Raw genomic sequence first — 25,954 nt, 5'->3', positions numbered from 1 at the left:
GTCACTTCGTGCCCTCGTACAACTGCTCCACCAGGGACTTCAGGACCTGGTCCGTGCGCGGCCCGTAGTTCAGGAGCACTCCGTCGTCGATCGAGACGATGCGGCGGTCGAGCCCGGCCGGGGTCTCGGCGACACCGGGGACCTTGAGGAGCCCGTCCACGCCGTCGACCGATTCGAGCCCCTTGGACATGACCAGGATCGCGTCCGGCGCCGCCTTGGCCAGCGCCTCGCTGGTGATCGCCGTGAAGTCCTTCTTCAGGCCCGAGGCCTTGCCCGCGTCGACCGCGCCCGCCGCCTCCAGGAGCGAACTCGCCCCGGACTCACGGCCGCCGAGCAGGTAGACGGATGCGGAGCCGCGCAGGTAGAGGAAGGCGACGCGGGGCTTCTCGGTGCGGGCGGCTGCCGGGATGGACTTCCGCACCTTCGCGATGCGCCCCTGCGTACGGGACTTGAGCTCGTCGCCCGACTTCTCGACCCCCAGCGTCTTCGCCACCGCGTCGATCCGGGGGCCCACGTCGTCCAGGCCCTTCGCGGGGTCGAACACGACCAGCGGGATGCCCGCGTCACGGATCTGGTCGATGGCCTCGGCGGGACCCGTGGAGGTGTCCGCGAGGACGACCGTCGGCTTCAGGGAGAGGACGCTCTCCGCCGAGACGTCGTGCGCGCGTGTCACCACCGGCAGCTTCTTCGCCTGCTCGAAGGTGGCGGTGATGTCGCGGGCCACGACGTTCTCGCCGAGCCCGAGCGTGAAGACGATCTCGCTCAGGCCGCCGGTGAGCGGCACGATGCGGCTCGTGTCCTCGACGGTGACCTTCTTGCCGTCGGCCGACGTGACGGTGGCGGGGAGCACGGGGTCGGGGCGGGACCGCAGCGGCTCGACCCGGTCGGGTGCCGAGGCCGCCGCCTTCGCCTTCGGAGACTCCTCGCCACCGCCGTCCGACGACGAACCGCAGCCCGTGAGGGCCAGGGCGAGAACGGCGGTCCACGCGCCGGCGATACGGAGTGAGCGCGGCATACGCACCGAAGTCCACCGTCCTGTCGTGCTGTTGAGGGCTGCTGCTGGAGGTCCGCCGCGAGGCGCCTGGGGCCGGTTGGCCGGGATGGGGGTTCCAGCCTGAGTGATCGTAGTTTAGGTTAGCCTTACCTCATTAGCTACACCCGGAGGGGTCCCATGCCGTCGTCAAGACAGGTGCGAGCCATCGCCCGCGCCGGAGCCGTGGCGGTGCTCACCGCACTCGTCGGAGCACTGCTCCCCACGGCCGCCGCGCACGCCGAGGACCGCACGGTCCAGGGCGGACGGCTCGACTGGGGCATCAAATCCTCGTTCCAGAGCTACGTCACCGGGCCGATCGCCCAGGGGAGTTCGACCCTGCGGGGCGGCGCCGCGACGGTCGGCGGCAGCCAGTTCCGCTTCCACTCGGCGAAGGGCTCGTACGACCCGGACAGCGGGGCCTTCAGCGCCGCCTTCTCCGGTGGAGTGCACTTCCTCGGGCACAGGAAGGACGGCTCGTACGAGCTGGACCTGACCATCAGCCGCCCCACCGTCAAGATCGCCGGCGGCTCCGGCACGCTCTACGCCGACATGGTCAGCAAGGAGAAGGGCACGGGCAAGGTCACGACCAACGCCCAGGTGCCGCTCGCGACCCTCGGCATGTCCGGCATCGACATGAAGGGCGGCTCGGGACCGATCGCCCTCGACAACCTCCCGGCGACGCTCACTTCCCAGGGCGCGAAAGCCTTCGCCGGGTACTACACGGCGGGCACCGAGCTCGACCGGGTGAGTCTGTCCACGGACCTCGCGGCGAAGTCCGCTTCCTCCGCCCCCGCGAAGAAGCCCTCGTCGAAACCCTCTCCGAAGCCTTCGTCCGGGAAGAAGGCCGAGGCGGGACGGATCGAGGACGGCGCCGTCGACTGGGGCGTGCGCCGCACCTTCCGGGAGTACGTCACCGGCTCCATCGCCAAGGGTGAGTGGAAACTGTCGGCGGGGGCCCAGGACGGCGGCGCGCTCTTCCGCTTCCCCCGGGGCGAGGGGTCGTACGACAAGAAGAAGCAGACGCTCGACGCGGACTTCGCGGGCACGGTGCGCTTCACCGGCGAGCGCGGCCTCGACCTCGCGCTGAGCAAGGTCGCCGTCAAGGTGAAGGACGGCAAGGGCACACTCCTCGCCGACGTCGACAGCAAGGGCGACAAGGGCGTCACGCTGAAGAAGGCCCCGCTGGTCACCTTCGCCGCGAAGGAGCTGAAGCCGCAGAACGGGCTGGTCTCCCTCACCGAAGTGCCCTCGAAGCTCACCGCCGACGGCGCCAAGGCGTTCGGCGGCATGTACAAGGCGGGTTCTGAGATGGACCCCCTCTCCCTCGCCGTCGCCCTCGACGCCGACGCGAAGCTGCCCGCGCTGCCGGACCTGGGCTCGTCCGCGAGCCCGGCCCCGCAGGCGAAGAAGGCCGCCGCGCCGAAGACCGAGAACGCCGCCGACTCGTCCGATTCCTCGTCGCCCGCCGTGCCGATCGGCGTCGGCGCGGGCGTGGCGGTGCTGCTCGCCGCTGCGGTCACGTTCGGGGTCGTACGCAAGAAGCGTGCGGCGACGGACGCCTGACCGCCTCGTCGTCCGTATCGCTCAACGTCCTGCTCTTTCTCCGCTGTCACCTCATCTCTTCTCAAGGAGAAGCCTGATCATGGCCGTCACCCGACGCCCCATAACCCTCGCGGCAGCCGCCGCGACCGCCATCACCCTCGGCGCGACCGCCCTGACCCTTCCGGCGCTCGCCGCCGACGGCGGCGGCGCCGCGCCGAAGGTGGAGCTGAAGGACGGCACGCTGGACTGGGGCCTCAAGGAGTCCTTCCGCAAGTACGTCACGGGCATCGCCGTGGGCAAGATCGAGGCATCGGACGGTGCCAAGCAGGCTGTCGGCAACGGGGTGTTCACCTTCACCGACGGCAAGGGGACGTACGACACGGGGACACACGCCACCGACACCGCCTTCAAGGGCAGCGTCCGCTTCTCCTCCACGGCCCACCGCTTCGACATCAAGGTCGCCGACGTCAAGGTCCGCACCGAGGGCACGGGCGGCGCCATCCAGGCCGACGTCAGCCTCAACGGCGCCGTCCAGAACGACATCGACCTCGCCGAGCTGGACCTGACCGGGATCAGGCCGGGTCAGGGCGAGGGCGGCGCCATGACCTTCAAGGACATCCCGGCGACGCTGACGGCGGACGGCGCCAAGGCCTTCAACAACATGTACAAGGAGGGCGACAAGCTCGACCCGGCCACCCTCACGGTGAAGGCGGGCGGCGCTCCGACCCAGAAGCCGACCGAGAAGCCGACGGAGAAGCCGACCCAGACGCCGAAGCCGACGGACAAGCCCACCGCGACGCCCGAGCCGACCGAGAAGCCCAGCGGGACCCCGAAGCCGACGGACAAGCCCACCACGACCCCGAAGCCGTCCTCCGGGACCGGACAGCCCGCGGGCGAGGTCCACGACGGTTCGCTCGCCTGGGGCGTGAAGGAGAGCTTCCGCCGCTACATCGAGTCCGGCGGCGGCGCCACGCTCTCCGGCGGCGCGGAGAAGAACGACAACGGCTACGACTTCCCGTACGCCGAGGGTGACGTGGACAGCGACGCGAAGAAGCTGAACGCGTCCTTCGGCGGCGCCGTCCGCTTCGAGTACAAGGCGCACGGCATCGACATGAAGTTCAGCGACATCAAGGTCGCGGCGGACGGTGCCAAGGGCACGCTGAGCGTGGACGTCACCACGCCCAAGGGCACCAACAACGACGTGAAGTTCGCGACGCTCGACCTCTCCAAGGCCTCGTACGCGGCGAAGGACGACGTCGTCGTGCTCGACAAGGTTCCCGCGGCGTTCACCGCGGCGGGCGCGAAGCAGTTCGAGAGCGAGGACGCGCCCTCCGGCTACAAGGAGGGTGACGCGATCGACCCCGTGACGGTGGCGCTCTCCGTCGCCGAGGGCGCGGAGCTGCCGAGCGGCAGCGGCGGCTCGACGGGGGGTTCGACGGGCGGCTCGGCCGGCTCCGGTTCCACCGGCGGGGGTTCGTCCGACCTCGGGGGCACGGTCGGCGGCGGTACGGGGGGCTCGCTGGCGTCCACCGGTTCGTCGGTGCCGACGGGCGCGCTGCTCGGGGCGGCGGGTGCGATCGCCGCCGCGGGCGCCGGAGCGGTCTTCGTGGCTCGCCGCCGGGCTTCCTGAGGCCCGAGGGTGCTTGAATGCCGGGATGACGCAACTGCCTGACGGCCTCGACGTACTCCGGGTCTTCTGCGGGCCCGACGGTCGGCACGGCAATGAGCTGGGTGTCGTGCGTGACGGGGCCCGCGTGCCCGTGCGGGACGAGCGGCAGGCGGTCGCCGCGAAGCTCGGCTTCAGCGAGACGGTGTTCGTCGATGACCCCGAGCGCGGGGTCATCGACATCTACACCCCCACCCTGCGGCTGCCCTTCGCCGGGCACCCCTGCGTCGGTACGTCCTGGCTCCTCGACGTCCCTGAACTGGTCACGCCCGCGGGGGTCGTGGAGGCCCGCCAGGACGGGGAGTTCAGCTGGATCGCTGCGCGGGCCGAGTGGGCGCCGCCGCGGACGCTGCGCGAGTACGGGACTCCGGCCGAGGTGAATGCCCTCGCGGTGCCCCCGCCGGGGGAGTGGATCTACGCGTGGGCGTGGGAGGACGAAGCGGCGGGTCGAGTGCGGGCCAGGGCCTTCCCCGGCCGTGACGACGGCATCCGGGAGGACGAGGCGACGGGGGCGGCGGCGTTGCTGCTGTGCGCCGAGCAGGGCCGTGCGCTCAACATCACGCAGGGGCGTGGCTCGCAGATCCTTACGGCGCCTGCGCCGGGCGGGTTGATCGAGGTGGGGGGACGGGTGCGGCGCCTGGCCGGGGGCCTTGGGCGCCGTTGATCACCGGCTTCGCCGAGTTCGTCCTCAAACGCCGGACGGGCTGAGAGACTCAGCCCGTTTCGGGAAGGGGCGGGATTGGGGAAGGCCCCGCAGGGTCCGCCCTACGCCGACAGCGGGAACTCGTCCCCCAGCTCACGGAAGACCGCGGTGTTCAAAGCGAAAGCGCGCTTGCACTCGTCCACGATCCGCTGCCGCTCCAGCTCGTCCGGGACCACCTCTCCCAGACCGTCGAGCAGCTCCCGATAGCCCCGCTTGAACGCCGCCGGATTCGAGATCCCCTCGAAGACGTAGAAACGGACACCGTCGCCCTTGCGGGCAAAGCCCCACGTCTGTTCCGCCTTGCCGCGGATGATCTGGCCGCCGGAGAGATCGCCGAGGTAGCGGGTGTAGTGGTGGGCGACATAACCGCCGGGCCACTCCCGCGCGCACTCCGCGACCCGCGTCGCGTACGCCGCCGTGGCGGGCAGCGGGGCGGCGAAGGACTTCCAGCCTGCGCCCCGCAGATGCGCGAGGTCCCGCTCCAGCTCCGCCACGCGCTCCAGCTCGGGCTGGATGAACGGGCCGGCGACCGGGTCGTCCTTCAGCGTGGCGGCGCCCTCCTCAAGGGCGCGGTACACGAACCACAGCTGTTCCGTGTAGCGGGCGTACGCGTCGACGCCGAGCCTGCCGCCCAGCAGATCGCTCATGAACGTCGAGGTCTCCGCCTCCGTGTGCTGCTCGTGCGAGGCGGTGCGGATGACCGTCGAGAACGGATCCATGAGGGACCTCCGAAGCGAAGAAAGCGAGAAACGCCGAGGGAAGGCGGGAACCAGTGACGGAACCGGTGACCTCCACCGATCATCTAACTTAGGCTTGCCTAAGTCAACTGGTTCCCGACGCCCTGTCGGTAAAACGCTACCCGCTCTGAGCTCAGGGAAGCGTAAGGATCTCCGCCCCGCTGTCCGTGACCACGAGAGTGTGCTCGAACTGCGCGGTCCGCTTGCGGTCCTTCGTCACCACGGTCCAGCCGTCCTCCCACATGTCGTAGTCGTACGTGCCGAGGGTCAGCATCGGCTCGATGGTGAACGTCATGCCGGGCTTGATCACGGTCGTCGCGTGCGGGCTGTCGTAGTGCGGGACGATCAGGCCGGAGTGGAAGGACGTGTTGATGCCGTGGCCGGTGAAGTCGCGGACGACGCCGTAGCCGAAGCGCTTGGCGTACGACTCGATGACGCGGCCGATGATGTTGATCTGGCGGCCGGGCTTGACCGCCTTGATGGCGCGGTCGAGGCACTCGCGGGTCCGCTCCACGAGCAGCCGGGACTCCTCGTCGACGTCCCCGACCAGGTACGTCGCGTTGTTGTCGCCGTGCACACCGCCGATGTACGCGGTCACGTCGAGGTTGATGATGTCGCCGTCGTTGAGGACGGTGGAGTCCGGGATGCCGTGGCAGATGACCTCGTTGACGGAGGTGCACAGCGACTTCTTGAAGCCGCGGTAGCCGAGCGTGGAGGGGTAGGCGCCGTGGTCGCACATGTACTCGTGGGCGACGCGGTCCAGCTCATCGGTGGTCACGCCGGGCGCGATGTGCTTGGCGGCCTCGGCCATCGCGCGCGCGGCGATACGGCCCGCGGTGCGCATCAGTTCGATGGTCTCCGGGGTCTGCACCTCGGGCCCGGTGTACGGGGTGGGCGCGGGTTTCCCCACGTACTCCGGGCGCCTGATGTTTCCCGGAACGGGGCGGATGGGGGAGAGCTCCCCTGGGACGAGCAGTGACTGGCCAGACATGCCAGCGAGTCTAACCAGCGGTGGTGGGGCAGCATGGCGGGAGAGAGAGGAGCAGACCATGCCACTGTTCAAGAGGCGGACCGTCGGCAAACCGGGCGAGTGGTACTACTGCCTGGAGCACCGAAAGGTCGAGGAGGGCCCCGACTGTCCGGGCAAGGACCGCTTCGGGCCGTACGGGTCCCGCGAGGAGGCCCAGCGGGCGATGGAGACGGCCGCCGAGCGCAATCTCGAATGGGAGACGGACCCGAAGTGGCATGACAAGGGTGCCGGGGGTGGAGGCGAGGGCGAGGGCAGGGGCTGACCCGCTCGCCCACGGGGGCCGGTCACCCGGCGCCGGACACCTCGCGGCGCCGGACGGCGTCCTCGTCCGTGCTCGCGTCGTACGACAGCAGCTTCGGCAGCACCGCGGTCAGGGCGGCGACCGAGGCCACGCAGGCGAGGCCGCCCGACCAGATGGCGGCGCGGGTGCCCGTCCAGCCGGCGGCCGCGCCCGCGCGGACCTGGCCGAGCTGCGGGCCGACGCTGTAGGAGAGCACCTCGATGCCGGCGAGGCGGCCCCGCAGCTCGTCCGGGATCGTCTGGTTCCAGATCGTCGAGCGGCCGAGCCCGCTGAGCATGTCTCCCGCGCCCGCGAGCGCCAGGCACACCAGAACCAGCCAGACGTTCGCGAACCAACCGGCGGCCGTGATCGCGAGCCCCCACCCCGCCGCCCCGAACACGACGAGCACCCCGTGCCGCCGCACCCGTGACGTCCACCCGCTGGTCAGGCTGAGCAGCAGCGAGCCCACCGCCCCGGCCGCGTACATCAGACCGAGCGACCACTCCGCGTCGAGATCCTCCGCGAGGAACGGGAAGATCGTGTTCGGGAAGGCGAAGAACATCGCCGCCATGTCGATCGCGTACGTGCCGAGCAGCACCGGCCGCGACCACGCGAAACGCGCGCCCTCCGCCAGGCCCCGCAGGGACGGCTTCTGCGCGTCGTGCGCGGGAGGCGCGGGCGCGATGCGGGTGCACAGGGCCACGGAGACGACGAAGGAGAACACCGTCACCGCGTACGCGGGCGCGTGCCCGGCATAGGCGACGACCAGGCCGGCCAGGGCGGGGGCCGCGATCGCGCCGACGTTCCAGCGCAGGGAGTTGAGCGCCGCCGCGGCGGTGAGCTGGTCGTGCGGCACGATGCGGGCCATCAGGGAGTCGAGCGCGGGACGTTGCAGACCCGCGAGCGCGGAGACGCCCGCCGCCACCACGTACAGCGGCCACAGCAGCGGCTCCGGAAGGAGCGCGTTCACCAACAGGACGGCGGCCAGCAGGCCCAGCCCCGCCTCGGTCAGGAGAATCACCCGGCGCCGGTCGACCGCGTCGGCCAGCGCGCCCCCGTAGAGGCCGAAGACGATCAGCGGCACCAGCTCGACCGCGCCCATCGCGCCGACGGCGAGCGGCGAGTCCGTGAGGTCCTTGATCTGCAACGGCAGCGCGACCAGGGCCATGAAGCTGCCGAAGGTCGTGACAAGACCCTGTATCCAGAGCAGCCGGAAGTCACGCGTGGAGCGCCAGGGGGAGAGGTCGGGAAGTATCGAGGAGATGGACACGAACAGCCATGGTCAGTGCTGCTCATGAGCCGGGGCAACCGAATTCTCCGGGCGGGGCGCCTCCTGCGCAGGACTGAACCGCCGCTTCGCGGCGGATGTCTCCCGCCCACCCACCCGTTTGCCCTGCGGGGTAATCGGGTGGGTGGGGGGGGGAAGATCCGCCGCGAAGCGGCGGCTCAGTTCCCCGCAGAAGGCGCCCCCGCCAGAAACCTCACCACCGCGCCGGCGGCGGCGCCGTCAGCTGATCCGCCAGCCGTGACAGCCGGTCACGCAAGCGCCTGCGGCCCCGTGCCGCCGGAAGCGAGTTCTCCCCCGCCGCCGCGCTCACCAGATGCTGGACCATGTCCAGGTCCAGTTCGGGCGAGTCCGGCACGGTCAGCGCTTCGTGAGCCATGGCCCGCAGATCACCGTGTCCCGAACCCAGGGAGAGCACCGTGGCTCCAGCGGTGCGGGCGTCGTGGACGCGCTCCAGGAGCTCGGCCCCCGGCGACGCGGAGGGCGCGTCCGGCGCCACCACCAGGAGGGTCTCTCCGCGCCTCGCCGCCTCGATCCGGCCGAGCCCGGTCGACAGATGCGCGGGATCGCCCTCCCGCACCCGGTGGCGCACGAGCGTCGGCGTCAGTTCCGGCGTCCCGGACCAGGCCGCCTCGTCCACGAGATGCGCGGCCAGATGCCACGGCTCGTACTCCTGCGTGCCCACAAGGAGCAGCCCGCCCCCGTGCGGCACCACGGAGGACCGCAGCGCCCCCGCGAAGCGGCGCGTCGCGCCCACCCACTCGGTTCCCGCGAGCACTTCGCGCAGCAGCGCGACCCGTACGGCGTCCATGGGGTCGCATCCTGCCCCAACGAGTGAGTCGTCAGGCGGAGTTCACCTGGAATTCGTCCGGGGTGGGGACTGACCGGGGATGGCTGATGAGACAACTGTTCCCTTCCGCGCCGGACGTGAGGGCTACGCGAGCTTCCGGATCCCCGCCGTCGTACGGTCCGCCTCCGGCACCCTGCTGGCCTTCTGCGAGGGAAGGGTCGGCTCGCAGGAGGACTTCGGCAACATCGACGTGGTGCTGAAGCGCTCCGGCGACGGCGGCCGCACCTGGGGTCCGCTCCAGGTCGTCGCCCACAACGGCACCGGCCTCGCGGGCAACCCCGCCCCCGTCGTCCTGGCCACCGGCCGGATTCTCCTCGTCCACGTCCGCAACGCCGCCGCGGCGACCGAGGACGCCATCCGGCGCGGCCAGGTCTCCGCCGCGAACGGGCGGCGGATCTGGGTGCGGCACAGCGACGACGACGGGCTGACCTGGTCGGCGTCCCGGGAGATCACCGGGCAGGTGAAGAAGGCGAACTGGCGGTGGTACGCGACCACGCCGGGCCACGCGATCCAGCTGGCCGGAGGCGGCGCCCCCGGCCGTGTCGTCGTGCCCGCCAACCACTCCCTGCCCCCGACCGGCACCGACAACGGCACCGAGGGCAAGTACAACGGCGGCCACTGCCTGCTCAGTGACGACCTCGGCCAGACCTGGCGCATCGGCTACGTCGACGACAACACCAACGGCTATGTGAACGTGAACGAGACCACCGCGGCCGAACTCCCCGACGGGCGGATCTACTTCAACACCCGCAACGACTCCCCGTCCCCCGGCACCCGCGCCGACGCCCACTCCCGCGACGGCGGCCAGAGCCTGCTCAAGCCCTTCCGGCCGCAGGCCGGGCTCGTCGGCCCGGTCGTCGAGTGCAGCGTGCTGCACCTGCGTACGCCGGACCTGCTGCTGTTCTCCGGGCCCGCCGACCCGGGCTTCCGTGCCCTGATGACGGTGCGCCGCAGCCGCGACGGCGGCACCACGTGGCAGGACGCGTACACGGTGGACGGGCTGCCCGCCGCGTACTCCGACCTCGTCCGTGTCGACGACGAGACCGTCGGACTCCTCTACGAGACGGGAGACTTCAGCGCATACGAGACGATCACGTTCCGGCGCATACCGGTGGCGGCGCTCACCTGACTCGGGCGGCGGCCGGGCGGTGAGTAAGGTCGGCCGCATGACCTCCAACGACAGTGTGCAGAAGCCTCCGGCCAAGGACCCCTGGGAGCTGCCCGACGTCTCCGGGCTCGTCGTCGGCGTGCTCGGCGGCACCGGCGACCAGGGCCGCGGCCTCGCCTACCGCCTGGCCCGCGCCGGCCAGAAGGTGATCATCGGCTCCCGCGCGGCCGAGCGGGCGCAGAGCGCCGCCGACGAGCTCGGCCTCGGCGTCGAGGGTGCCGAGAACGCCGAGTGCGCGCGGCGCAGCGACATCGTGATCGTCGCCGTGCCGTGGGACGGGCACGGCAAGACGCTCGAGGCGCTGCGCGACGAGCTGAGCGGCAAGCTCGTCATCGACTGCGTGAACCCGCTCGGCTTCGACAAGAAGGGCGCCTACGCCCTGAAGCCCGAGGAGGGCAGCGCCGCCGAGCAGGCCGCCGCCCTGCTGCCGGACTCCCGCGTCACGGCCGCCTTCCACCACCTGTCGGCGGTCCTGCTCCAGGACCCGGCCGTCGAGGAGATCGACACCGACGTGATGGTGCTCGGGGAGGTCCGCGCCGACACGGACATCGTGCAGGCGCTCGCCGGGCGTATCCCCGGGATGCGGGGCGTCTTCGCGGGGCGGCTTCGTAATGCGCACCAGGTCGAGTCCCTGGTGGCCAACCTGATCTCCGTGAACCGGCGCTACAAGGCCCACGCGGGGCTGCGCGTGACCGACGTCTAGGACGTAGCGGGCATGGGGGACACTGGGTCCGGACGCCGTCGCGTACGGCGGCCCGCCCAGAACCCGGACCGACCCCCGACAGGAGCCGACCCCCATGCCCCGCCTCGCTCTCTACGCCCTCACGGTCTGCGCCCTCGCCGTCGTGGCGGCCGTCGTCTCCTTCGTCCAGGGTTACTGGATCGGCGTCGTCTGGGTGCTGCTCGCCGGGCTCTCCTCGAACATGGCGTGGTACTACCTGCGCCGCGCGAAGGCCGAGCGGGACGCGCGCGCCGCTACGGGCTGAGCGTGCAGTACTGGCTCGGGTCGCCGTCCCAGAAGCGGTAGAAGTCCTGGCCGCAGTACGTCTCCAGGTCATGGACGCCGAGGCCGCGCAGGATCGCGTCGACCGCGTCGAAGAAGGCGCCGTTGACCTCGGGAATCCACAGGATGCCGAAGACGGCGATCAGACCGAACGGCGCGAACGGCTCCACCTGACGGCGGATCTTGTGCGAGAGCCAGGGCTCGATGACGCCGTACCCGTCCAGGCCCGGGACGGGCAGCGAGTTCAGGATCGCGGCCGTCACCTGGAGCAGCGCCAGGAAGGCGAGCGCGAAGCGGAAGGTGTCCGGGACGCCGGAGAGGGCGTCGAGCCAGAAGGGCGCGGTGCAGACGACCGCGAAAGCCACGTTCGTGAGCGGCCCGGCGGCCGAGATCAGACTGTGCTTCCACTTGCCCTGGATCCGGGCCCGCTCGATGAAGACGGCACCGCCGGGCAGGCCGATTCCACCCATGATCACGAAGAGCACCGGAAGGACGATGCTGAGCAGCGCGTGCGTGTACTTCAGCGGGTTGAGGGTCAGATAGCCCTTCGCGCCGATGGAGATGTCACCGCTGTGCAGGGCGGTGCGGGCGTGCGCGTACTCGTGCAGACAGAGCGAGACGATCCAGGCCGCCGTCACGAAGAGGAAGACCGCGAGCCCGGGATTGTCCGCGAATCCAGTCCACGCGGCCCAGCCGGAGACCGCGGTGACGGCGGCGATCCCGAGGAAGACCGGGCTGATCCGCCGGTCGCTTCGTCGGATGGGAGCGGTGGTCATGGGGCGGGGCTCCTGGAGATGGCGGGCCGGTTGTCGTACGGGACCGTACCCCGGCGTACGGCGAAAACGTCTCGCACTCGGTGGGGAGTTCCGGGGAGGGTGGGGGCATGGCGCTACGGAACGTGATGTACGACGACTGGCAGATGGAGTGCTGCGGGACACCGTTCTCCGTGGGGGACGAGGTGGCGTGGCAGTTGGAGGGCGGGCCGTCGCTGTACACCGTGGAGCGGCACGGGGAAGAGGGGCCCGACACCGTGGGCAGGGTGCGGTCGATCCAGATGGCGACACAGGCGTTCGAGCCGCGGCCCGGCTCGGACGCGTTCGAGCCGGTGGAGGGGGAGCGGTGGCTCCGTCCGGTGGAGAAGTGTCCGAAGTGGTTCGTCGACCCGGTGGAAGGGAGCTGGGAACAGGGGTACTTCCGGCGGGAAGTCGGGGTGCTCGTCTCCCTGGAGGTGTCGGAGGAGGACGTATGACCAGCGGCTCTCCATTCCCGCGGACCGGATGAAACTGTCCCGCGGCCAGACCGAAACCCGGCGGACAGACGGAAACCCGCGGACAGAATGAACAGAGCCCGTCCGGTGCTTGCGGACGGGCTCGGCGAAGCCGGTGATCAGCGGTGCGCACAGGCCTGGCGCGGCACCCGGCACCGGCTCTCACCCCCACCGGAGACAATGGACCCCGTGCGCTACCGCATTCTCGGCACCACCCAGGCATTCCGCGCCGACGGCACGACCGTCGCCGTCGGCGGTTCAAGGCTGCGCGCTCTCCTGACCGTCCTCGCCCTCCGCTCCCCCCGGCCCGTCCCGGCGCCCGTACTCGTCGACGAGGTGTGGCACGGCGACCCGCCCGCCGACGCGACCGGCGCGCTCCAGGCCCTGGTGGGCCGCCTGCGCCGGGCCATCGGAGCAGAGGCGATCGTGTCCGTCGACGGCGGCTATCGGCTGTACGCCGCGCCGGACGACATCGACCTGTATCGCTTCGACCGCCTCGCGGCCGAGGGCGCGAACGCCCTCGCCGACGGTGACGCGCCCAAGGCGGCGGCGATCCTCGACGACGCGCTGGCCCTCTGGCAGGGCCCCGTGCTCGCCGACCTGCCGGACCGCACGGCGGAGGCGGCCCGGTGGGAGGCCCGCCGCCTGGAGGCCCGCCGCGCCAGGCTGGCCGCGGCCCTCGCGCTCGGCCGGGCCGAGCAGGTGCTGCCCGAGCTCGCCGCCCTGTGCGAAGCGCACCCCCTCGACGAGCCGCTCCAGGCCCTGCGGCTGCGGGCACTGCGCGACGCCGGCCGCCCGGCGCAGGCACTCGCCGCGTACGACGAAGTGCGCCGTCTCATCGCGGACCGCATCGGCGCCGACCCCGGCCCCGAACTCCGCGCCCTGCACGCAGAGTTGCTGCACGCCGACGCCTCTCCGCCCGCCGCCCGGAGCCACCCGCCGAAGCGAGCGCAGGGCAACCTGCGGGCCAGACTCACCTCCTTCGTCGGCCGCGAGGACGACATCGAGGCGATCCGGGGCGACCTGGCGCGGGCCCGACTCGTCACGCTGCTCGGACCCGGCGGCGCCGGGAAGACACGGCTCTCGCAGGAGGCGGCCGAGGCCCATGCCGACGGCGTGCCCGACGGCGTATGGCTGGCCGAGCTCGCGCCGGTCGAATCCCCGGACGCGGTGCCGGAGGCGGTCCTCACCGCGCTCGGTGCCCGCGAGACGGTGCTGCGCGGCGCGGGCGCCGAAGAGCTGCGGGCGGTCTCGGAGTGGCACGGCGACGACCCCGTCGTCCGCCTCACCGAGCACTGCGGGCCGCGCCGCATGCTCCTGATCCTCGACAACTGCGAGCACGTCATCGATGCCGCGGCCCGCCTGGCGGACCGGCTGCTTGCGCACTGCCCAGGCCTCACGATCCTCGCCACCAGCCGTGAACCCCTCGGCGTACCGGGGGAGTTGCTGCGTCCCGTGGAGCCGCTGCCGGAGCCGATCGCGCTGCGCCTGCTCGCGGACCGCGGCGCGGCGGCGCGCCCCGGCTTCCGCGTCGAGGACGACCGGGCCGCGGCGGCGGAGATCTGCCGGCGCCTGGACGGTCTGCCCCTGGCCATCGAGCTGGCCGCGGCCCGCCTGCGCATGCTCACCCCCCGGCAGATCGCCGACCGCCTGGACGACCGCTTCCGCCTCCTGACGAACGGCGCCCGCACGGTCCTGCCCCGCCAGCAGACCCTGCGCGCGGTCGTCGACTGGTCCTGGGACCTCCTGGACACCCCCGAACGCACCGTCCTGCGCCGCCTCTCCGTCTTCGCGGGCGGCTGCGACCTGGCCGCCGCGGAGGCGGTGTGCGGGGCCCCGGGCGAGTCGCCCGACGTGGCCGACGCGCTCGGCTCCCTCGTCGACAAGTCCCTTGTCGTCGCCGCCCCTTCGGTGCAGGGCGTCATGCGCTACCGACTCCTGGAGACCGTGGGGGAGTACGCGGGGGAGCGGCTCGACGAGGCCGGCGACCGCGGCGCCGCCGAGCGGGCCCACCTGGTGTACTTCCGCGAGCTGGCCCGGGTGACCGAACCGCGCCTGCGGGGCGGCGGGCAGCGGGAGGCCGTCGAACGGCTGGAGATCGAGTACGAGAATCTGCGCACCGCCCTGCGGCACGCCGTCGCCGCCAAGGACGAGCAGGAGGCGCTCTGCCTGGTCCTCTCGCTCTCCTGGTACTGGACGATCCGTGACCTGCGCATAGAGATCCGCAACTGGTCCCGCGATGTCGTCGCCCTCGGCCCCGACCCCTTCACGCGCCCGGTCACCCCGGTGGAACCGCTCTACGAACGCTGCACGGACAACCCGCCGCCCATGCGCCCCGAGGTCCTTCAGGAGGCGCGGCGCGGTGTCCACCTCATCCAGCTCTCCTGCATGGACATGAACCTGGAGTCCTGGCACACGCCGGAGGCCGTGGAGAAGCTCGCGGGCATCAGAGAGGCCTACCGGCCGGGGCTGCCGCAGACCTGCTGGTCGCCCGGGAGCCTGTGGTTCTTCGCGGTGCTGCTCGACGGTGACATCGACAAGCTGCACGACATCGTCGACGCGACCATCGCCACCTGCCGCGAGCGGGGGTACGACTGGGAGCTCGCCGCGTCCTTGCAGCAGCGCGCCAACATCCTCGCCAACCGCGCCGACCGGGCGGGCGACGCGCGCCGTGACGCCGACGAGTCCCTGGAGATCTTCACCCGGCTCGGCGATGTGTGGGGCATGGCCGAGGCGCTCTCCTCGCGGGGCGAGGCCCATGAGCGGCGCGGCCGGTTCGTCCTGGCCGCCGAGGACTTCGCGGCCGCCATCGGGCACGCGGAGCGGCTCGGTGCCCCCGCGCAGGTGAGCGTGCTCACGGCGCGGCTCGGGTCGGTGCTCGCCGAGGGGGGCGATCCGGTACGGGGCGAGGAGCTGCTCTGGTCGGTCCTGGAGCATGACGGCAAGGCCGCCGCGCATTCCGGCGAGGCCATGCCCGCCGCCCGTTTCTTCCTCGTCGACCTGCTCGCCCGCACCGGCCGCACCGCCGCGGCGCGGGAACAACTCCGGCTGCTCGAGCGAGACTTCGAGGCCGTCGAGTTCGTCATCTTCGAGGGTTTCATGCTGGGCGCCGAGGCCTGGATCGACACCGTGGAGGGCCGTCATGCCGAGGGGCTCACCACCGCGCGCGCCGCGCTCGACAAGTCTCTCGACCCGCTGGTCAAAATGATGGCGCCGCAGATGACGTCCGTCCACCTCACCACCGCCGCCCTCGCCCTGGCCGCACTCGACGACGGCCGGTACGCCCACGACGCCGCCCGGCTGATCGCGGTGGGCGACCGTGAGCTGCCGGCCGGTCACTTCGCGCCCGCCGCGGAGCGCGGAATCCGCGACGGTGCCGTGGAGTCGGCCCGCGGGGCACTGGGTGACACCGCGTACGACGCCGCGTACGCGGAAGGCGGCCGCCTCTCCGTGGAGGAGGCAGCCGCCCTCTGCGACAGGTACATCGGTTAGCGCGTCCGCACTCAGTTCTTCGTGCGGAACTTGTGGATCGCGATCGGGGCCATGGTCAGGGTGAGCACCGCCGACCAGCCGACCGTCACCCAGATGTCGTGCGCGACCGGGCCGCCCACCATCAGGCCGCGCGCGGAGTCCGCGAGCGAGGAGAGCGGGTTGTAGTCGGTGAAGCCCTGAAGCCAGCCCGGCATCGACTGGGTCGGCGCGAAGATCGACGAACCGAACTGCAGCGGCATCAGGACCAGGAAGCCCATCGCCTGCACGGACTGGGCGCTCTTCATCGTGACGCCGAGGACCAGGAAGATCCACATGATCGACGTGCCGAAGAGGGCGGAGAGGCCCACGGCGCCCAGAAGCCCGCCCCAGTTCGTGATGTCGAAGCCCACCAGGACGCCGACGATCATCATGATCGTCGTCGCGATGAGCAGTCGCATCAGCTCCACCACGATCTTGGCGAAGAGGACCGAGCCCTGGCCGATCGGCAGGGTGCGGAAACGGTCCATGATGCCGTTCTGGAAGTCCTGGTTGAAGCCGGTGCCGACGGCCATGGCGATGTTCATGCTCATCATCGCCATCATGCCCGGGACCACGTACTGCACGTACTGGTCCTGACCGCCGCCCAGCGCCTGGCCGATGGAGCCGCCGAAGACGTACACGAACAGGAGCGTGAAGACGATCGGCATCAGGACCGCGTCGAACATCGACTCCGGGTCCTGGCGGATCCACAGCAGATTGCGGCGGACCAGCGCGCTGGTGTGCCGCACGTGGTCGCGCAGCCCGATGCGGGCGTCGGCCACCGGCTGGTGGAGGGGCGGCGTGAGAGTGGTGCTGCTCATACGGCAACCTCCTCGAGTTCGGGGCGGGCGTCCTGCGGGGCGCTGGCCTTCTGGCCGGTGATGGAGAGGAACACCTCGTCCAGGCTGGGCAGTTCGGTGCCGATCGAGCCGATCGTGATGCCGCGCGCGGTGACGGCGCCGACCACGGCGGTGAGCTGCTCGTCGCTGAGGATCGGCACCAGGACCGTGCCGGACTCGGAGTCCACGGTGGAGGTGGCGAGGCCGGTCAGGCCCATGTCGTCGAGCGCGTCGGCCAGCGGGTGCAGCTCCAGCGGGTCGGCCGGGCGGATGCGCAGGGTGCGACCGCCGACCTTCGCCTTCAGCTCGTCGATGCCGCCGTTGGCGATGACCTTGCCGCGGTCGATGACGGTCAGCTCGGAGGCGAGCTGCTCGGCCTCCTCCATGTACTGCGTGGTGAGCAGCACCGTGACGCCCTCGGTGACCATGCGCTTGACCTCGGCCCACACCTCGTTGCGGGTGCGGGGGTCCAGGCCGGTGGTCGGCTCGTCCAGGTAGAGGACGGAGGGGCTGCCGATCATCGACGCCGCCAGGTCGAGGCGGCGGCGCATGCCACCGGAGTACGTCTTGGCCGGGCGGCTCGCCGCCTCGGTGAGCGAGAACCGCTCGAGGAGGCCGTCGGCCCTCGACCTGGCCTCCTTGCGGGAGAGGTCGAGGAGCCGCCCGATCATGTAGAGGTTCTCGCGCCCGGAGAGCTTCTCGTCCACGGAGGCGTACTGACCGGTGAGACCTATGACCCGGCGGAGCTGGCGGGGTTGTCTGGCGACGTCGTACCCGGCCACGAAGGCCGTGCCCGAGTCGGGGGTGACGAGGGTGGAGAGGCAGCGCACGAGGGTGGTCTTGCCGGCGCCGTTCGGGCCGAGCACGCCGAGGACGGTGCCTTCGCGTACGTCGAGGTCCACGCCGTCCAGTGCTTTGGTCTCGCCGTAGTGCTTGACCAGTCCCCTCACGGTGACGGCGCTTCCGGCGCCGCCGGGGATGTTGTCGATTCGCGTCATGCCGCAAGACTGTCAGGCACCACCGACAAACCACCGACAGCCTGCCTACATGCGGGGTGACGGGTGGGTGGGAAACATCGCCGCGAAGCGGCGAACAAAAAAGCCCGCGTCGACCCGCAGGGAAAACGGACAGCCCGTCGACGGGGGAAGTTCGACGGGCTGCCGGTGGTGCCGCTATGGCTCATACGGCGGTGAAAAACCGCCTCGCGGTACTAGTGGACCGCATGCTCCTCGGAGGGGAACGCCCCGCCCACCACATCCTCCGCGAACGCCTTGGCCGCGCCGCTCATCACGCCCCGCAGGTCCGCGTACTGCTTCACGAAGCGCGGCATCTTGCCGCCGGTCAGGCCCAGCATGTCCGTCCAGACCAGGACCTGCGCGTCGCACGCGGCCCCGGCGCCGATCCCGACCGTCGGGATGTGCAGGGAGCGGGTGACCTCGGCCGCCAGCTCCGCGGGAACCAGTTCGAGGACCACCGCGAAAGCGCCCGCGTCCTGCGCGGCCTTCGCGTCGCTGAGCAGCCGGTGCGCGGCCTCGTCGCCGCGGCCCTGGACGCGGTAGCCCATGGTGTTCACGGACTGCGGCGTGAGACCGAGGTGGGACATGACGGGGATGCCGGACGAGACGAGCAGCTCGGTCTGGGGGAGCGAGCGCTCGCCGCCCTCCAGCTTCACCGCGCCGACCCCGGCCTCCTTCACCAGGCGCGTCGCCGAGCGAAGGGCCTGGACCGGGCCTTCCTGGTACGACCCGAAGGGCAGGTCGCCGACGATCAGGGCACGCGACGTGCCCCTGACGACGGCCGCCGACAGCATGGTCATCTCGTCGAGGGTGACGGGCACGGTCGTCTCGTACCCGAGGTGGCAGTTGCCCGCCGAGTCGCCGACCAGCATCACGGGGATGCCGGCCTCGTCGAAGACGGAGGCGGTCATCGCGTCGTACGCGGTCAGCATGGGCCACTTCTCGCCGCGCTCCTTGGCGGCGGTGATGTCCCGGACGGTGATGCGGCGAGTGCTCTTGCCTCCGTACAGCGCCTTGCTGCTGTCGGTGGACTGGCTCGCGGCAGGGCCCGCAGGCTGGTTCTGGGCAGCCGGAAGTTGCGTCATCGCAACGGCTCCTTCTCTCATCTCGAGGCGCCCTGACGGCGTCCCCGGATCACCTCCATGGTGGCACCGCGCGGCGCCCGTCGGCTAGTGGCCCCTTCGGTAAAGTCTTTACAATACGAGACGGTCTCGTATCGAAATGGCTCTACGGTGGAAGCCATGACTACTCCCGCCGCCACTCCACGGATACCGGAAGCCGTCCACCGGCGCCGGTGGGCGATCCTCGGCGTCCTGATGCTGAGCCTGTTGATCGTGGTGCTCGACAACTCGATCCTGAACGTCGCCATCAAGACGATCTCGACCCCGGAGCCCACGGGCCTGGGTGCCACCCAGGGCGACCTGGAGTGGGCCATCAACTCCTACACCCTGGTCTTCGCGGGGCTCCTCTTCACCGCGGGCCTGCTCGGGGACCGGCTCGGCCGCAAGAAGGTGCTGCTCGCGGGCCTCGCCGTCTTCGGCATCGGCTCGGCGCTCGCCGCGGAGTCCGGCTCGCCCGTCCAACTCATCCTGTTCCGCGCGGTGATGGGCTTCGGTGCCGCCTTCGTGATGCCCGCCACCCTCGCCGTCCTGATGAACGTCTTCGAGCGCGAGGAGCAGCCCAAGGCCATCGGCATCTGGGCCGGCGGCGTCGGCCTCGCCATCGCGATCGGGCCCATCACCGGCGGCGTACTCCTCGACCACTTCTGGTGGGGGTCGGTCTTCCTGGTGAACGTGCCGATCGTGATCGTCGCGATCGGCCTGATGATCTGGCTCGTGCCCGAGTCGCGCGACCCGAAGCCGGGCCGGATCGACCTGGTGGGCGTGGGCCTGTCCGTCGTCGGCCTCGTCCTGCTCGTCTACGGCATCATCAAGGGCGGCCAGCTCGCCGACTTCACCGACCCCGCCGTCGTCGCGACCGTCGTCGCGGGCCTCGCCGTACTCGTCGGCTTCGTGCTGTACGAGAAGCGCAGCGACCACCCCTCCATCGACATCTCGTACTTCAGGAACCGCGTCTTCTCGGCGGCGATCAGCAGTCTGGCGCTCGTCTTCTTCGCGCTGATGGGCGTGACGTTCTTCGCGGTCTTCTACACGCAGAGCGTGCGCGGCTACTCGCCGCTGCAGACCGGCCTTCTGATGCTTCCGCTCGCCGCGGCGCAGCTCATCTTCGCGCCGCGCGCCCGCCTCGTCGTGGACCGCTTCGGCGTCCGCGCCGTGTGCACGGGCGGGCTGCTGCTGCTCGCCGCGATGCTCGCCGCCTTCACGATCCTGGAGGCCGACACGCCGATCTGGATCCTGGAGGTCGTCTTCTTCCTGATGGGCACCGGTATGGCGCACATCATGACCCCCGCCAGCGTCGTCATCATGCAGGCCCTGCCCCGCGAGAAGGCGGGCTCCGCCTCCGCGCTGAGCAACACCTTCCGGCAGGTCGGCGGCGCCCTCGGTATCGCGGTCCTCGGCTCCGTGCTCTCCGCGGCCTATCGCAGCGGCGTCGAGGACAAGCTCACCCTCCTGCCGGCCGACGCGCGGCACGCGGCGGGCGAGTCCATCGAGGCCACCCTCGGCGTCGCCGCCGAGCTCGGCCCGCGCGGCGAACCGCTGGTGACAGCGGCCCACGACTCCTTCCTGCACGCCATGCACGTCACGGCGCTCTGTGGCGCGGGCGTCGCCCTGATCGGCGTCGTGGTCGTCGCCCTGTTCCTGCCGGGCCGCGCGCCCCAGGAGCCGGAGGCTCAGCGGCCGGAGGCCGACCCGGTGGGCGCGGAGCGCTGATCGGAGCAGGGGAGAATCGGTCCGGCAGAGCGCCGGACGACCAGAGACGGAGTTGACGTGGGCCACATCGCCAAAGGCGTCCGGGGGCGCCCCCGCAGCGAGGCCGTGGAGCGGTCGATCGTCGAGGGCGTCCTGAAGCTGATCGAGGACGGCGTGCCCCTGGCCGATCTCTCCATCGAGCGGATCGCACGCACGGCGGGTGTCGGCAAGGCCACGATCTACCGCCGCTGGAGCGGCAAGGAGGAACTCTTCGTCGACATCCTGCGGGGCATCGACGAACCGCCGCCCCAGCCGGCGGGGGAGTCGATGCGCGACGACATCATCATCCTCCTCGACCACCTGCGCAGGCGCGGCGTGAACATGAGGTCCTCCGCGTTCCTGCACAACGTGTTCGCGCAGATGAAGAGCCTGCCGAAACTGTGGGAGGCGTACCACGCCACCGTCGTCGAGCCCCAGCGCCGCGTCATGCTCGGCGTGCTGCGCAGGGGCGTGGAGAACGGCGAACTCCGCACCGACGTGGACATCGCCTTGGCCTACGACCTCTTCGCCGGCCCCATGCTCGTACGCACCGTCCTGCGCTCCGACGCGCCGCTCGACGAGGACCTCGCCGAGCGGATCGTGGACACCGTCCTCGCGGGGCTGCGGCCCACGGGGTGAATGTGCGCGTTTTGTCACAGCGGCCCGTTGTGCGGCGAGACGCGGAACCCGCCGCGCCGCACCACTCGTCCTCGTCCCGTACGGCCGTCACGGACGGCGGAAAGGACACCCGATCATCGCCTAGGGTTTCAGGGGCGAGGACGGTTGCACGGCACCAGTGAGGCGACGAGCGTATGGCGCAGGCTTATGTGACGGAGACGGGCAGTGGCGCCCCGGAACCCGGCCGCCAGGGGTCTCGGTTCCGGCGCCTGGTCGACGGCTGGCGGGGCGACCGGGGCATCTGGCGGCGCGGGCTCGTCACGGCCGGGGTCGCGGTGCTGCTCGCGCTGGTGATGCTCTTCCACGCGCAGATCCCGAACGGCGTCGGCAACCTCGGCAGCCTCATCGAGACGTTCCTGCCCTGGCTCGGCGTCCTGATCCCGGTGCTGCTCGTCATCGGCTTCGTGCGCAAGTCCGCCGTCGCGCTGATCGCCGTGCTGCTGCCCGCGGTCATCTGGGTGAGTTCCTTCGGCGGCCTGATCAGCGACAAGTCGGGCGCGGGCGGGGACCTGACGGTCGCCACCCACAACGTGAACGCGGACAACGCCGACCCGGCGGGCACCGCCCGTGACGTCGCCGCTTCCGGCGCCGACGTCGTGGCCCTGGAGGAGCTCACGGCGGACGCCGTCCCGACGTACGAGAAGGCCCTCGCAGGCACGTACAAGTACCACTCGGTACAGGGCACGGTCGGCCTGTGGAGCAAATATCCCCTGACCGGCACCAAGCCCGTCGACATCAAGCTGGGCTGGACGCGCGCGATGCGCACGACGGTCGCCAGCCCCAAGGGCGAGGTCGCCGTCTACGTCGCCCACCTGCCGTCGGTGCGGGTGAAGCTGGACGCGGGCTTCACCGCCAACCAGCGTGACGACAGCGCGGACGCGCTGGGCGAGGCGATCGCCGACGAGCAGGTCTCCAAGGTCGTGCTGCTCGGTGACCTGAACGGCACCATGAACGACCGCGCCCTGAACGCGGTCACCTCCCAGATGCGGTCCACGCAGGGCGCGGCGGGCGACGGCTTCGGCTTCAGCTGGCCCGCTTCGTTCCCGATGGCGCGGATCGACCAGATCATGGTGAAGGGCGTCGAGCCGACGTCGTCATGGACACTGCCGGAGACGAGCAGCGACCATCTGCCGGTCGCGGCGCGGATCGAGTTGTAGCGCGTTGCCGCCGGTGGGGCCGGTGTTTCTTGGCGCGCCGCACATCTGCTCTTAACCTCACGGAATACTGGGCCGGAGAGACTTTGTTCCGTACGTAAACTTACGGAACACCCATCCCTCATGCGCTCCACCGGAAGGTTCTTCATGCCCCTGGCCCTGCTCGCCCTAGCCGTGGGCGCCTTCGGCATCGGTACGACCGAGTTCGTGATGATGGGCCTGCTGCCCAACGTCGCGGACGACCTGCACATATCCATCCCCACCGCCGGACACCTGGTCTCGGCGTACGCACTGGGTGTCGTCATCGGCGCCCCGCTGCTCGCCGCGGTCACCGCGCGCATGCCGCGCCGCCGGGTCCTCATCGGCCTGATGGTGCTCTTCGTCGCGGGCAACGCGCTGTCGGCAGCCGCTCCCGACTACCACTGGCTGATGGCCGCCCGCTTCCTGAGCGGCCTCCCGCACGGCGCGTTCTTCGGCGTCGGCGCGGTGGTGGCCACGGGGCTCGTCGCCCCCGAGCGCAAGGCGCGCTCCGTCTCGCTCATGTTTCTCGGCCTGACCGTCGCCAACATCGTCGGCGTGCCCGTCGCCACGGCGATGGGACAGCAGCTCGGCTGGCGCGCGACGTTCCTCGCGGTCAGCGCGATCGGTCTCGCGGCCATCGCCGCGCTTGCCTTCCTCGTCCCCGCCGACCAAGCCCACAGCGAGAGCGGCGGGCTGCGCGGGGAGATCCGGGCGCTCGGCAGCGTCCCGGTGTGGCTCGCGCTCGGCACGACCGTCGCGGGCTTCGGGGCGCTGTTCTCCGCGTACAGCTATGTGACGCCGATGCTGACCGACGCCGCGGGCTACACCGAATCCAGCGTTACGTTGCTCCTGGCGCTGTTCGGCGTGGGCGCGACCGCGGGCAACCTGCTCGGCGGCAGGCTCGCCGACCACTCGCTGCGGGGCACGCTCTTCGGCGGCCTCACGGCGCTTGTCGTGGTCCTCGCCCTGTTCCCGGTCCTGATGGGGACGGCGTGGAGCGCGGCGCTCGCGGTGACGCTGCTCGGCATGGCGGCGTTCACGACGGGCTCGCCCCTGCAGCTCATGGTCATGGAGAAGGCGTCGGCGGCCCCGTCCCTGGCCTCCTCCGCCAACCAGGCCGCGTTCAACCTCGCCAACGCGGGCGGCGCGTGGGTCGGCGGCCTCGCCCTGGCCGCGGGCTTCGGCGTGACGTCACCGGCCGTGGTGGGCGCGGGGCTCGCGGTGCTCGGCCTCGCCGTGGCGGGCGTGGCGTATCTGGTGGACCTGCGGTCGCCCGTGTCCGCCGGTGGCCGTCTGGTGGCGGCGCACTCGGTGTCCGACCGCGAGACGTCTCACGTTGGGTGACCAGGTGACCAGGTGACCGAGTCACCGGGTTATCGGGTGGAGGGGCGGGACCGGTCCGCCGCCAAGCGGCGGTACGGAGCGGTCCCGGCCCACCCCCGGGTCAGACGGACTCCCGCCAACGATTGGTGATCGGGAGCCGACGGTCCTTGCCGAAGCCCTTCGCGGAGATCTTCGTGCCCGGCGGGTACTGCCGCCGCTTGTACTCGGCGGTGTCCACCATCCGCAGGGTCTTCACGACCAGCTCCTGGTCGTAACCGGCCGCGACGATCGTGTCCGCGCCCTGGTCCCGGTCGACGTACATCTCCAGGATCGCGTCGAGGACGGGGTAGTCCGGCAGCGAGTCCGTGTCCACCTGGTCGGGACGCAGCTCGGCGCTCGGCGGCTTGCTGATGGAGTTCTCCGGGATCGGCGGCGTCTGGCCACGGTCGACGGCCGCGCGGTTGCGCCAGTCGGCGAGCCGGAAGATCAGGGACTTGTAGACGTCCTTGATCGGGCCGTACGCCCCGACCGAGTCGCCGTAGAGCGTCGAATACCCCACCGCCAGCTCGGACTTGTTGCCCGGGGCGAGGACGATGTGGCCCTCCTGGTTGGAGAGGGCCATCAGCATCGTGCCGCGCAGCCGCGACTGGAGGTTCTCCTCGGCGAGCCCGGTGAGACCCAGCGACCCCATGTAGGCGTCGAACATCGGGGCGATCGGCACGGTACGGAAGTTGAGCCCCGTACGCCGGGCCAGCTCCTCGGCGTCGCTGATGGAGTGGTCCGAGGAGTAACGGGAGGGCATGGCGACGCCGTACACGTTCTGCGCGCCGAGCGCGTCGCAGGCGATCGCGGCGGTGAGGGCGGAGTCGATGCCTCCGGAGAGACCGATGAGGACGCTGCTGAATCCGTTCTTCGCGGTGTAGGCACGCAGCCCGACGACCAGCGCCGAGTACACCTCTTCCTCGTCGTCCAGCCGCTCGGCGTACCCACCGGTGAGTTCCGGCACGTACGCGGCGAGGGGCTCCTGCGAGACGGTGACGTGCTCGATGCGCAGCCCGTCGTCCACGATGCCCGACGGCGGCTCCGCGGCGGCGGCCGGCAGGTCCAGATCGAGGACGATGCAGCCCTCGGCGAACTGCGGCGCGCGCGCGATGACTTCGCCGTCCCGGTCCACGACGACCGAGTCACCGTCGAAGACGATCTCGTCCTGGCCGCCGATCATGGCGAGGTAGGCGGTGGTGCAGCCGGCCTCCTGCGCGCGCTTGCGCACGAGCTCAAGGCGTACGTCGTCCTTGTTCTGCTCGTACGGCGACGCGTTGATGGACAGCAGCAGCCCCGCGCCCGCGGTCCGTGTCGCGGGGACACGGCCGCCGTCCTGCCAGAGGTCCTCGCAGATGGCGAGCGCGACGTCGACGCCGTGCACCCGCAGGATCGGCAGGGTCTCACCCGGCACGAAGTAGCGGAACTCGTCGAAGACGCCGTAGTTCGGCAGGTGGTGCTTGGAGTACGTGAGGACGGCCTCGCCGCGGTGCAGTACGGCGGCGGCGTCACGCGGGGCCCCCGCGGGCTGGCCGTACTTCGGCTTGGCCTCCTCGGTGCGGTCGAGATAGCCGACGACGACGGGAAGCTCGCCGTACCCCTCGTCGTTCAGCCGCACGGCCAGCGCGCGCAGCGCCTCCCGTGAGGCGTCGACGAAGGACGACCGCAGGGCGAGGTCCTCGACGGGATAGCCGGTCAGCGCCATCTCGGGGAACGCGACGAGGTGCGCTCCCTGTTCGGCGGAGTGCCGGGTCCAATGGACGATCGCCTCGACGTTCCCGGCGAGATCGCCGACGGTCGAGTCGATCTGATTCAGGGCGAGGCGTAGTTGAGGCACGAGGTTCAGTGTAATCGTCAGAGAGACGCGATGCCCTGCGGGGCGGGGGGTGGGGCGCCCCGCCGGGGGCGCCCCACGGTCTCGCCGCCGGTCAGCCGCGATGGACCGGCGGCGAGACCGCGAT

23 protein-coding genes are annotated in these 25,954 nt (G+C 71.1%); 13 read left to right on the top strand and 10 right to left on the bottom strand.

Annotated elements, in window-relative coordinates:
- Nucleotide 1: 1 nt before the first annotated feature.
- Nucleotides 2-1,015, bottom strand: a complete 1,014-nt coding sequence (locus tag AB0I94_RS01570; protein WP_363307339.1) for an ABC transporter substrate-binding protein — start codon at nucleotides 1,013-1,015, stop codon at nucleotides 2-4.
- A gap of 156 nt (nucleotides 1,016-1,171) precedes the next feature.
- Here AB0I94_RS01570 and AB0I94_RS01565 point away from each other — a divergent pair, with 156 nt between their 5' ends.
- From AB0I94_RS01565 to AB0I94_RS01555, 3 genes are all read left to right on the top strand, one after another.
- Nucleotides 1,172-2,596 carry an HtaA domain-containing protein gene (locus tag AB0I94_RS01565; RefSeq protein WP_363307338.1) on the top strand — a complete coding sequence of 475 codons (1,425 nt, stop codon included), beginning with the start codon at nucleotides 1,172-1,174 and terminating at the stop codon, nucleotides 2,594-2,596.
- A 79-nt stretch (nucleotides 2,597-2,675) separates the two neighbouring features.
- Nucleotides 2,676-4,205 carry an HtaA domain-containing protein gene (locus AB0I94_RS01560; RefSeq protein WP_363307337.1) on the top strand — a complete coding sequence of 510 codons (1,530 nt, stop codon included), beginning with the start codon at nucleotides 2,676-2,678 and terminating at the stop codon, nucleotides 4,203-4,205.
- A gap of 25 nt (nucleotides 4,206-4,230) precedes the next feature.
- Complete coding sequence (locus AB0I94_RS01555; protein ID WP_363307336.1) at nucleotides 4,231-4,905, top strand: PhzF family phenazine biosynthesis protein; 675 nt, start codon at nucleotides 4,231-4,233, stop codon at nucleotides 4,903-4,905.
- 101 nt (nucleotides 4,906-5,006) lie between these two features.
- Here the strand turns inward: AB0I94_RS01555 and AB0I94_RS01550 are convergent, their stop codons facing one another.
- Nucleotides 5,007-5,663, bottom strand: coding sequence for a biliverdin-producing heme oxygenase (locus AB0I94_RS01550; RefSeq protein WP_363307335.1), 657 nt, complete (start codon nucleotides 5,661-5,663; stop codon nucleotides 5,007-5,009).
- A gap of 151 nt (nucleotides 5,664-5,814) precedes the next feature.
- The gene (gene map / locus AB0I94_RS01545; protein ID WP_363307334.1) at nucleotides 5,815-6,672 is read right to left on the bottom strand and encodes a type I methionyl aminopeptidase; all 858 of its coding nucleotides are present in this window, start codon (nucleotides 6,670-6,672) and stop codon (nucleotides 5,815-5,817) included.
- A 58-nt stretch (nucleotides 6,673-6,730) separates the two neighbouring features.
- On the opposite strand from map, the gene AB0I94_RS01540 reads away from it, so the two are divergent.
- On the top strand, nucleotides 6,731-6,973 hold the full coding sequence (locus AB0I94_RS01540; protein ID WP_363307333.1) for a hypothetical protein: 243 nt from the start codon (nucleotides 6,731-6,733) through the stop codon (nucleotides 6,971-6,973).
- A gap of 22 nt (nucleotides 6,974-6,995) precedes the next feature.
- On the opposite strand, the gene AB0I94_RS01535 is transcribed toward AB0I94_RS01540, so the two are convergent.
- Nucleotides 6,996-8,255 (bottom strand): MFS transporter, encoded by a 1,260-nt coding sequence (locus tag AB0I94_RS01535; RefSeq protein ID WP_363307725.1) that lies wholly within the window; start codon nucleotides 8,253-8,255, stop codon nucleotides 6,996-6,998.
- 217 nt (nucleotides 8,256-8,472) lie between these two features.
- The gene (locus tag AB0I94_RS01530; protein ID WP_363307332.1) at nucleotides 8,473-9,087 is read right to left on the bottom strand and encodes a hypothetical protein; all 615 of its coding nucleotides are present in this window, start codon (nucleotides 9,085-9,087) and stop codon (nucleotides 8,473-8,475) included.
- A gap of 79 nt (nucleotides 9,088-9,166) precedes the next feature.
- Between AB0I94_RS01530 and AB0I94_RS01525 the strand changes: the two genes are divergently transcribed.
- From AB0I94_RS01525 to AB0I94_RS01515, 3 genes are all read left to right on the top strand, one after another.
- Nucleotides 9,167-10,255, top strand: coding sequence for a sialidase family protein (locus AB0I94_RS01525; protein ID WP_363307331.1), 1,089 nt, complete (start codon nucleotides 9,167-9,169; stop codon nucleotides 10,253-10,255).
- A gap of 37 nt (nucleotides 10,256-10,292) precedes the next feature.
- Nucleotides 10,293-10,997, top strand: a complete 705-nt coding sequence (npdG, locus tag AB0I94_RS01520; protein WP_363307330.1) for an NADPH-dependent F420 reductase — start codon at nucleotides 10,293-10,295, stop codon at nucleotides 10,995-10,997.
- Nucleotides 10,998-11,091: 94 nt separating this feature from the next.
- Nucleotides 11,092-11,280 carry a hypothetical protein gene (locus AB0I94_RS01515; RefSeq protein WP_363307329.1) on the top strand — a complete coding sequence of 63 codons (189 nt, stop codon included), beginning with the start codon at nucleotides 11,092-11,094 and terminating at the stop codon, nucleotides 11,278-11,280.
- Here AB0I94_RS01515 and AB0I94_RS01510 read toward each other — a convergent pair.
- Nucleotides 11,270-12,073 (bottom strand): site-2 protease family protein, encoded by an 804-nt coding sequence (locus tag AB0I94_RS01510; RefSeq protein ID WP_363307328.1) that lies wholly within the window; start codon nucleotides 12,071-12,073, stop codon nucleotides 11,270-11,272. The genes AB0I94_RS01515 and AB0I94_RS01510 overlap by 11 nt on opposite strands.
- 107 nt (nucleotides 12,074-12,180) lie before the next feature.
- On the opposite strand from AB0I94_RS01510, the gene AB0I94_RS01505 reads away from it, so the two are divergent.
- Nucleotides 12,181-12,546 carry a DUF6578 domain-containing protein gene (locus AB0I94_RS01505; RefSeq protein ID WP_363307327.1) on the top strand — a complete coding sequence of 122 codons (366 nt, stop codon included), beginning with the start codon at nucleotides 12,181-12,183 and terminating at the stop codon, nucleotides 12,544-12,546.
- A gap of 198 nt (nucleotides 12,547-12,744) precedes the next feature.
- Entirely contained in the window at nucleotides 12,745-16,056 is a 3,312-nt protein-coding gene (locus AB0I94_RS01500) for a BTAD domain-containing putative transcriptional regulator (RefSeq protein ID WP_363307724.1), read from the top strand.
- An 11-nt stretch (nucleotides 16,057-16,067) separates the two neighbouring features.
- Here the strand turns inward: AB0I94_RS01500 and AB0I94_RS01495 are convergent, their stop codons facing one another.
- The 3 genes from AB0I94_RS01495 to panB form a co-directional block, all read right to left on the bottom strand.
- Nucleotides 16,068-16,895, bottom strand: a complete 828-nt coding sequence (locus AB0I94_RS01495; protein WP_363307326.1) for an ABC transporter permease — start codon at nucleotides 16,893-16,895, stop codon at nucleotides 16,068-16,070.
- A complete protein-coding gene (locus AB0I94_RS01490; RefSeq protein WP_363307325.1) occupies nucleotides 16,892-17,911 on the bottom strand; it encodes an ATP-binding cassette domain-containing protein in 1,020 nt (339 codons plus the stop codon). Before AB0I94_RS01490 ends, AB0I94_RS01495 begins: the two co-directional genes overlap by 4 nt.
- A gap of 212 nt (nucleotides 17,912-18,123) precedes the next feature.
- Nucleotides 18,124-19,014: a 3-methyl-2-oxobutanoate hydroxymethyltransferase gene (gene panB, locus AB0I94_RS01485; protein WP_363307324.1), complete on the bottom strand. Its 891-nt coding sequence runs from the start codon at nucleotides 19,012-19,014 to the stop codon at nucleotides 18,124-18,126.
- 156 nt (nucleotides 19,015-19,170) lie between these two features.
- Between panB and AB0I94_RS01480 the strand changes: the two genes are divergently transcribed.
- The 4 genes from AB0I94_RS01480 to AB0I94_RS01465 all read left to right on the top strand — a co-directional run bounded on the left by AB0I94_RS01480 (nucleotide 19,171) and on the right by AB0I94_RS01465 (nucleotide 23,975).
- A complete protein-coding gene (locus tag AB0I94_RS01480; RefSeq protein WP_363307323.1) occupies nucleotides 19,171-20,760 on the top strand; it encodes an MFS transporter in 1,590 nt (529 codons plus the stop codon).
- Between the two features lie 57 nt (nucleotides 20,761-20,817).
- Complete coding sequence (locus AB0I94_RS01475; RefSeq protein ID WP_363307322.1) at nucleotides 20,818-21,417, top strand: TetR/AcrR family transcriptional regulator; 600 nt, start codon at nucleotides 20,818-20,820, stop codon at nucleotides 21,415-21,417.
- 173 nt (nucleotides 21,418-21,590) lie between these two features.
- A complete protein-coding gene (locus AB0I94_RS01470; RefSeq protein ID WP_363307321.1) occupies nucleotides 21,591-22,613 on the top strand; it encodes an endonuclease/exonuclease/phosphatase family protein in 1,023 nt (340 codons plus the stop codon).
- Between the two features lie 144 nt (nucleotides 22,614-22,757).
- Nucleotides 22,758-23,975 (top strand): MFS transporter, encoded by a 1,218-nt coding sequence (locus AB0I94_RS01465; RefSeq protein WP_363307723.1) that lies wholly within the window; start codon nucleotides 22,758-22,760, stop codon nucleotides 23,973-23,975.
- 100 nt (nucleotides 23,976-24,075) lie between these two features.
- On the opposite strand, the gene AB0I94_RS01460 is transcribed toward AB0I94_RS01465, so the two are convergent.
- Nucleotides 24,076-25,830: an NAD+ synthase gene (locus AB0I94_RS01460; protein WP_363307320.1), complete on the bottom strand. Its 1,755-nt coding sequence runs from the start codon at nucleotides 25,828-25,830 to the stop codon at nucleotides 24,076-24,078.
- Nucleotides 25,831-25,954 lie beyond the last annotated feature (124 nt).

It is taken from the genome of Streptomyces sp. NPDC050147, assembly GCF_040660195.1.
Taxonomy (GTDB): Bacteria; Actinomycetota; Actinomycetes; order Streptomycetales; family Streptomycetaceae; genus Streptomyces.
The sequence above is the reverse complement of the archived record's forward strand: the minus strand, read 5'-3'. Positions and strand labels throughout refer to the sequence as shown.

What these genes read in the sequence shown, in the direction of transcription:
- AB0I94_RS01570 (WP_363307339.1), bottom strand. Translation starts at nt 1,015, where the DNA reads ATGCCGCGCTCACTCCGTATCGCCGGCGCGTGGACCGCCGTTCTCGCC.
- AB0I94_RS01565 (WP_363307338.1), top strand. Translation starts at nt 1,172, where the DNA reads ATGCCGTCGTCAAGACAGGTGCGAGCCATCGCCCGCGCCGGAGCCGTG.
- AB0I94_RS01560 (WP_363307337.1), top strand. Translation starts at nt 2,676, where the DNA reads ATGGCCGTCACCCGACGCCCCATAACCCTCGCGGCAGCCGCCGCGACC.
- AB0I94_RS01555 (WP_363307336.1), top strand. Translation starts at nt 4,231, where the DNA reads ATGACGCAACTGCCTGACGGCCTCGACGTACTCCGGGTCTTCTGCGGG.
- AB0I94_RS01550 (WP_363307335.1), bottom strand. Translation starts at nt 5,663, where the DNA reads ATGGATCCGTTCTCGACGGTCATCCGCACCGCCTCGCACGAGCAGCAC.
- map (WP_363307334.1), bottom strand. Translation starts at nt 6,672, where the DNA reads ATGTCTGGCCAGTCACTGCTCGTCCCAGGGGAGCTCTCCCCCATCCGC.
- AB0I94_RS01540 (WP_363307333.1), top strand. Translation starts at nt 6,731, where the DNA reads ATGCCACTGTTCAAGAGGCGGACCGTCGGCAAACCGGGCGAGTGGTAC.
- AB0I94_RS01530 (WP_363307332.1), bottom strand. Translation starts at nt 9,087, where the DNA reads ATGGACGCCGTACGGGTCGCGCTGCTGCGCGAAGTGCTCGCGGGAACC.
- AB0I94_RS01525 (WP_363307331.1), top strand. Translation starts at nt 9,167, where the DNA reads ATGGCTGATGAGACAACTGTTCCCTTCCGCGCCGGACGTGAGGGCTAC.
- npdG (WP_363307330.1), top strand. Translation starts at nt 10,293, where the DNA reads ATGACCTCCAACGACAGTGTGCAGAAGCCTCCGGCCAAGGACCCCTGG.
- AB0I94_RS01515 (WP_363307329.1), top strand. Translation starts at nt 11,092, where the DNA reads ATGCCCCGCCTCGCTCTCTACGCCCTCACGGTCTGCGCCCTCGCCGTC.
- AB0I94_RS01510 (WP_363307328.1), bottom strand. Translation starts at nt 12,073, where the DNA reads ATGACCACCGCTCCCATCCGACGAAGCGACCGGCGGATCAGCCCGGTC.
- AB0I94_RS01505 (WP_363307327.1), top strand. Translation starts at nt 12,181, where the DNA reads ATGGCGCTACGGAACGTGATGTACGACGACTGGCAGATGGAGTGCTGC.
- AB0I94_RS01500 (WP_363307724.1), top strand. Translation starts at nt 12,745, where the DNA reads ATGGACCCCGTGCGCTACCGCATTCTCGGCACCACCCAGGCATTCCGC.
- AB0I94_RS01495 (WP_363307326.1), bottom strand. Translation starts at nt 16,895, where the DNA reads ATGAGCAGCACCACTCTCACGCCGCCCCTCCACCAGCCGGTGGCCGAC.
- AB0I94_RS01490 (WP_363307325.1), bottom strand. Translation starts at nt 17,911, where the DNA reads ATGACGCGAATCGACAACATCCCCGGCGGCGCCGGAAGCGCCGTCACC.
- panB (WP_363307324.1), bottom strand. Translation starts at nt 19,014, where the DNA reads ATGACGCAACTTCCGGCTGCCCAGAACCAGCCTGCGGGCCCTGCCGCG.
- AB0I94_RS01480 (WP_363307323.1), top strand. Translation starts at nt 19,171, where the DNA reads ATGACTACTCCCGCCGCCACTCCACGGATACCGGAAGCCGTCCACCGG.
- AB0I94_RS01470 (WP_363307321.1), top strand. Translation starts at nt 21,591, where the DNA reads ATGGCGCAGGCTTATGTGACGGAGACGGGCAGTGGCGCCCCGGAACCC.
- AB0I94_RS01465 (WP_363307723.1), top strand. Translation starts at nt 22,758, where the DNA reads ATGCCCCTGGCCCTGCTCGCCCTAGCCGTGGGCGCCTTCGGCATCGGT.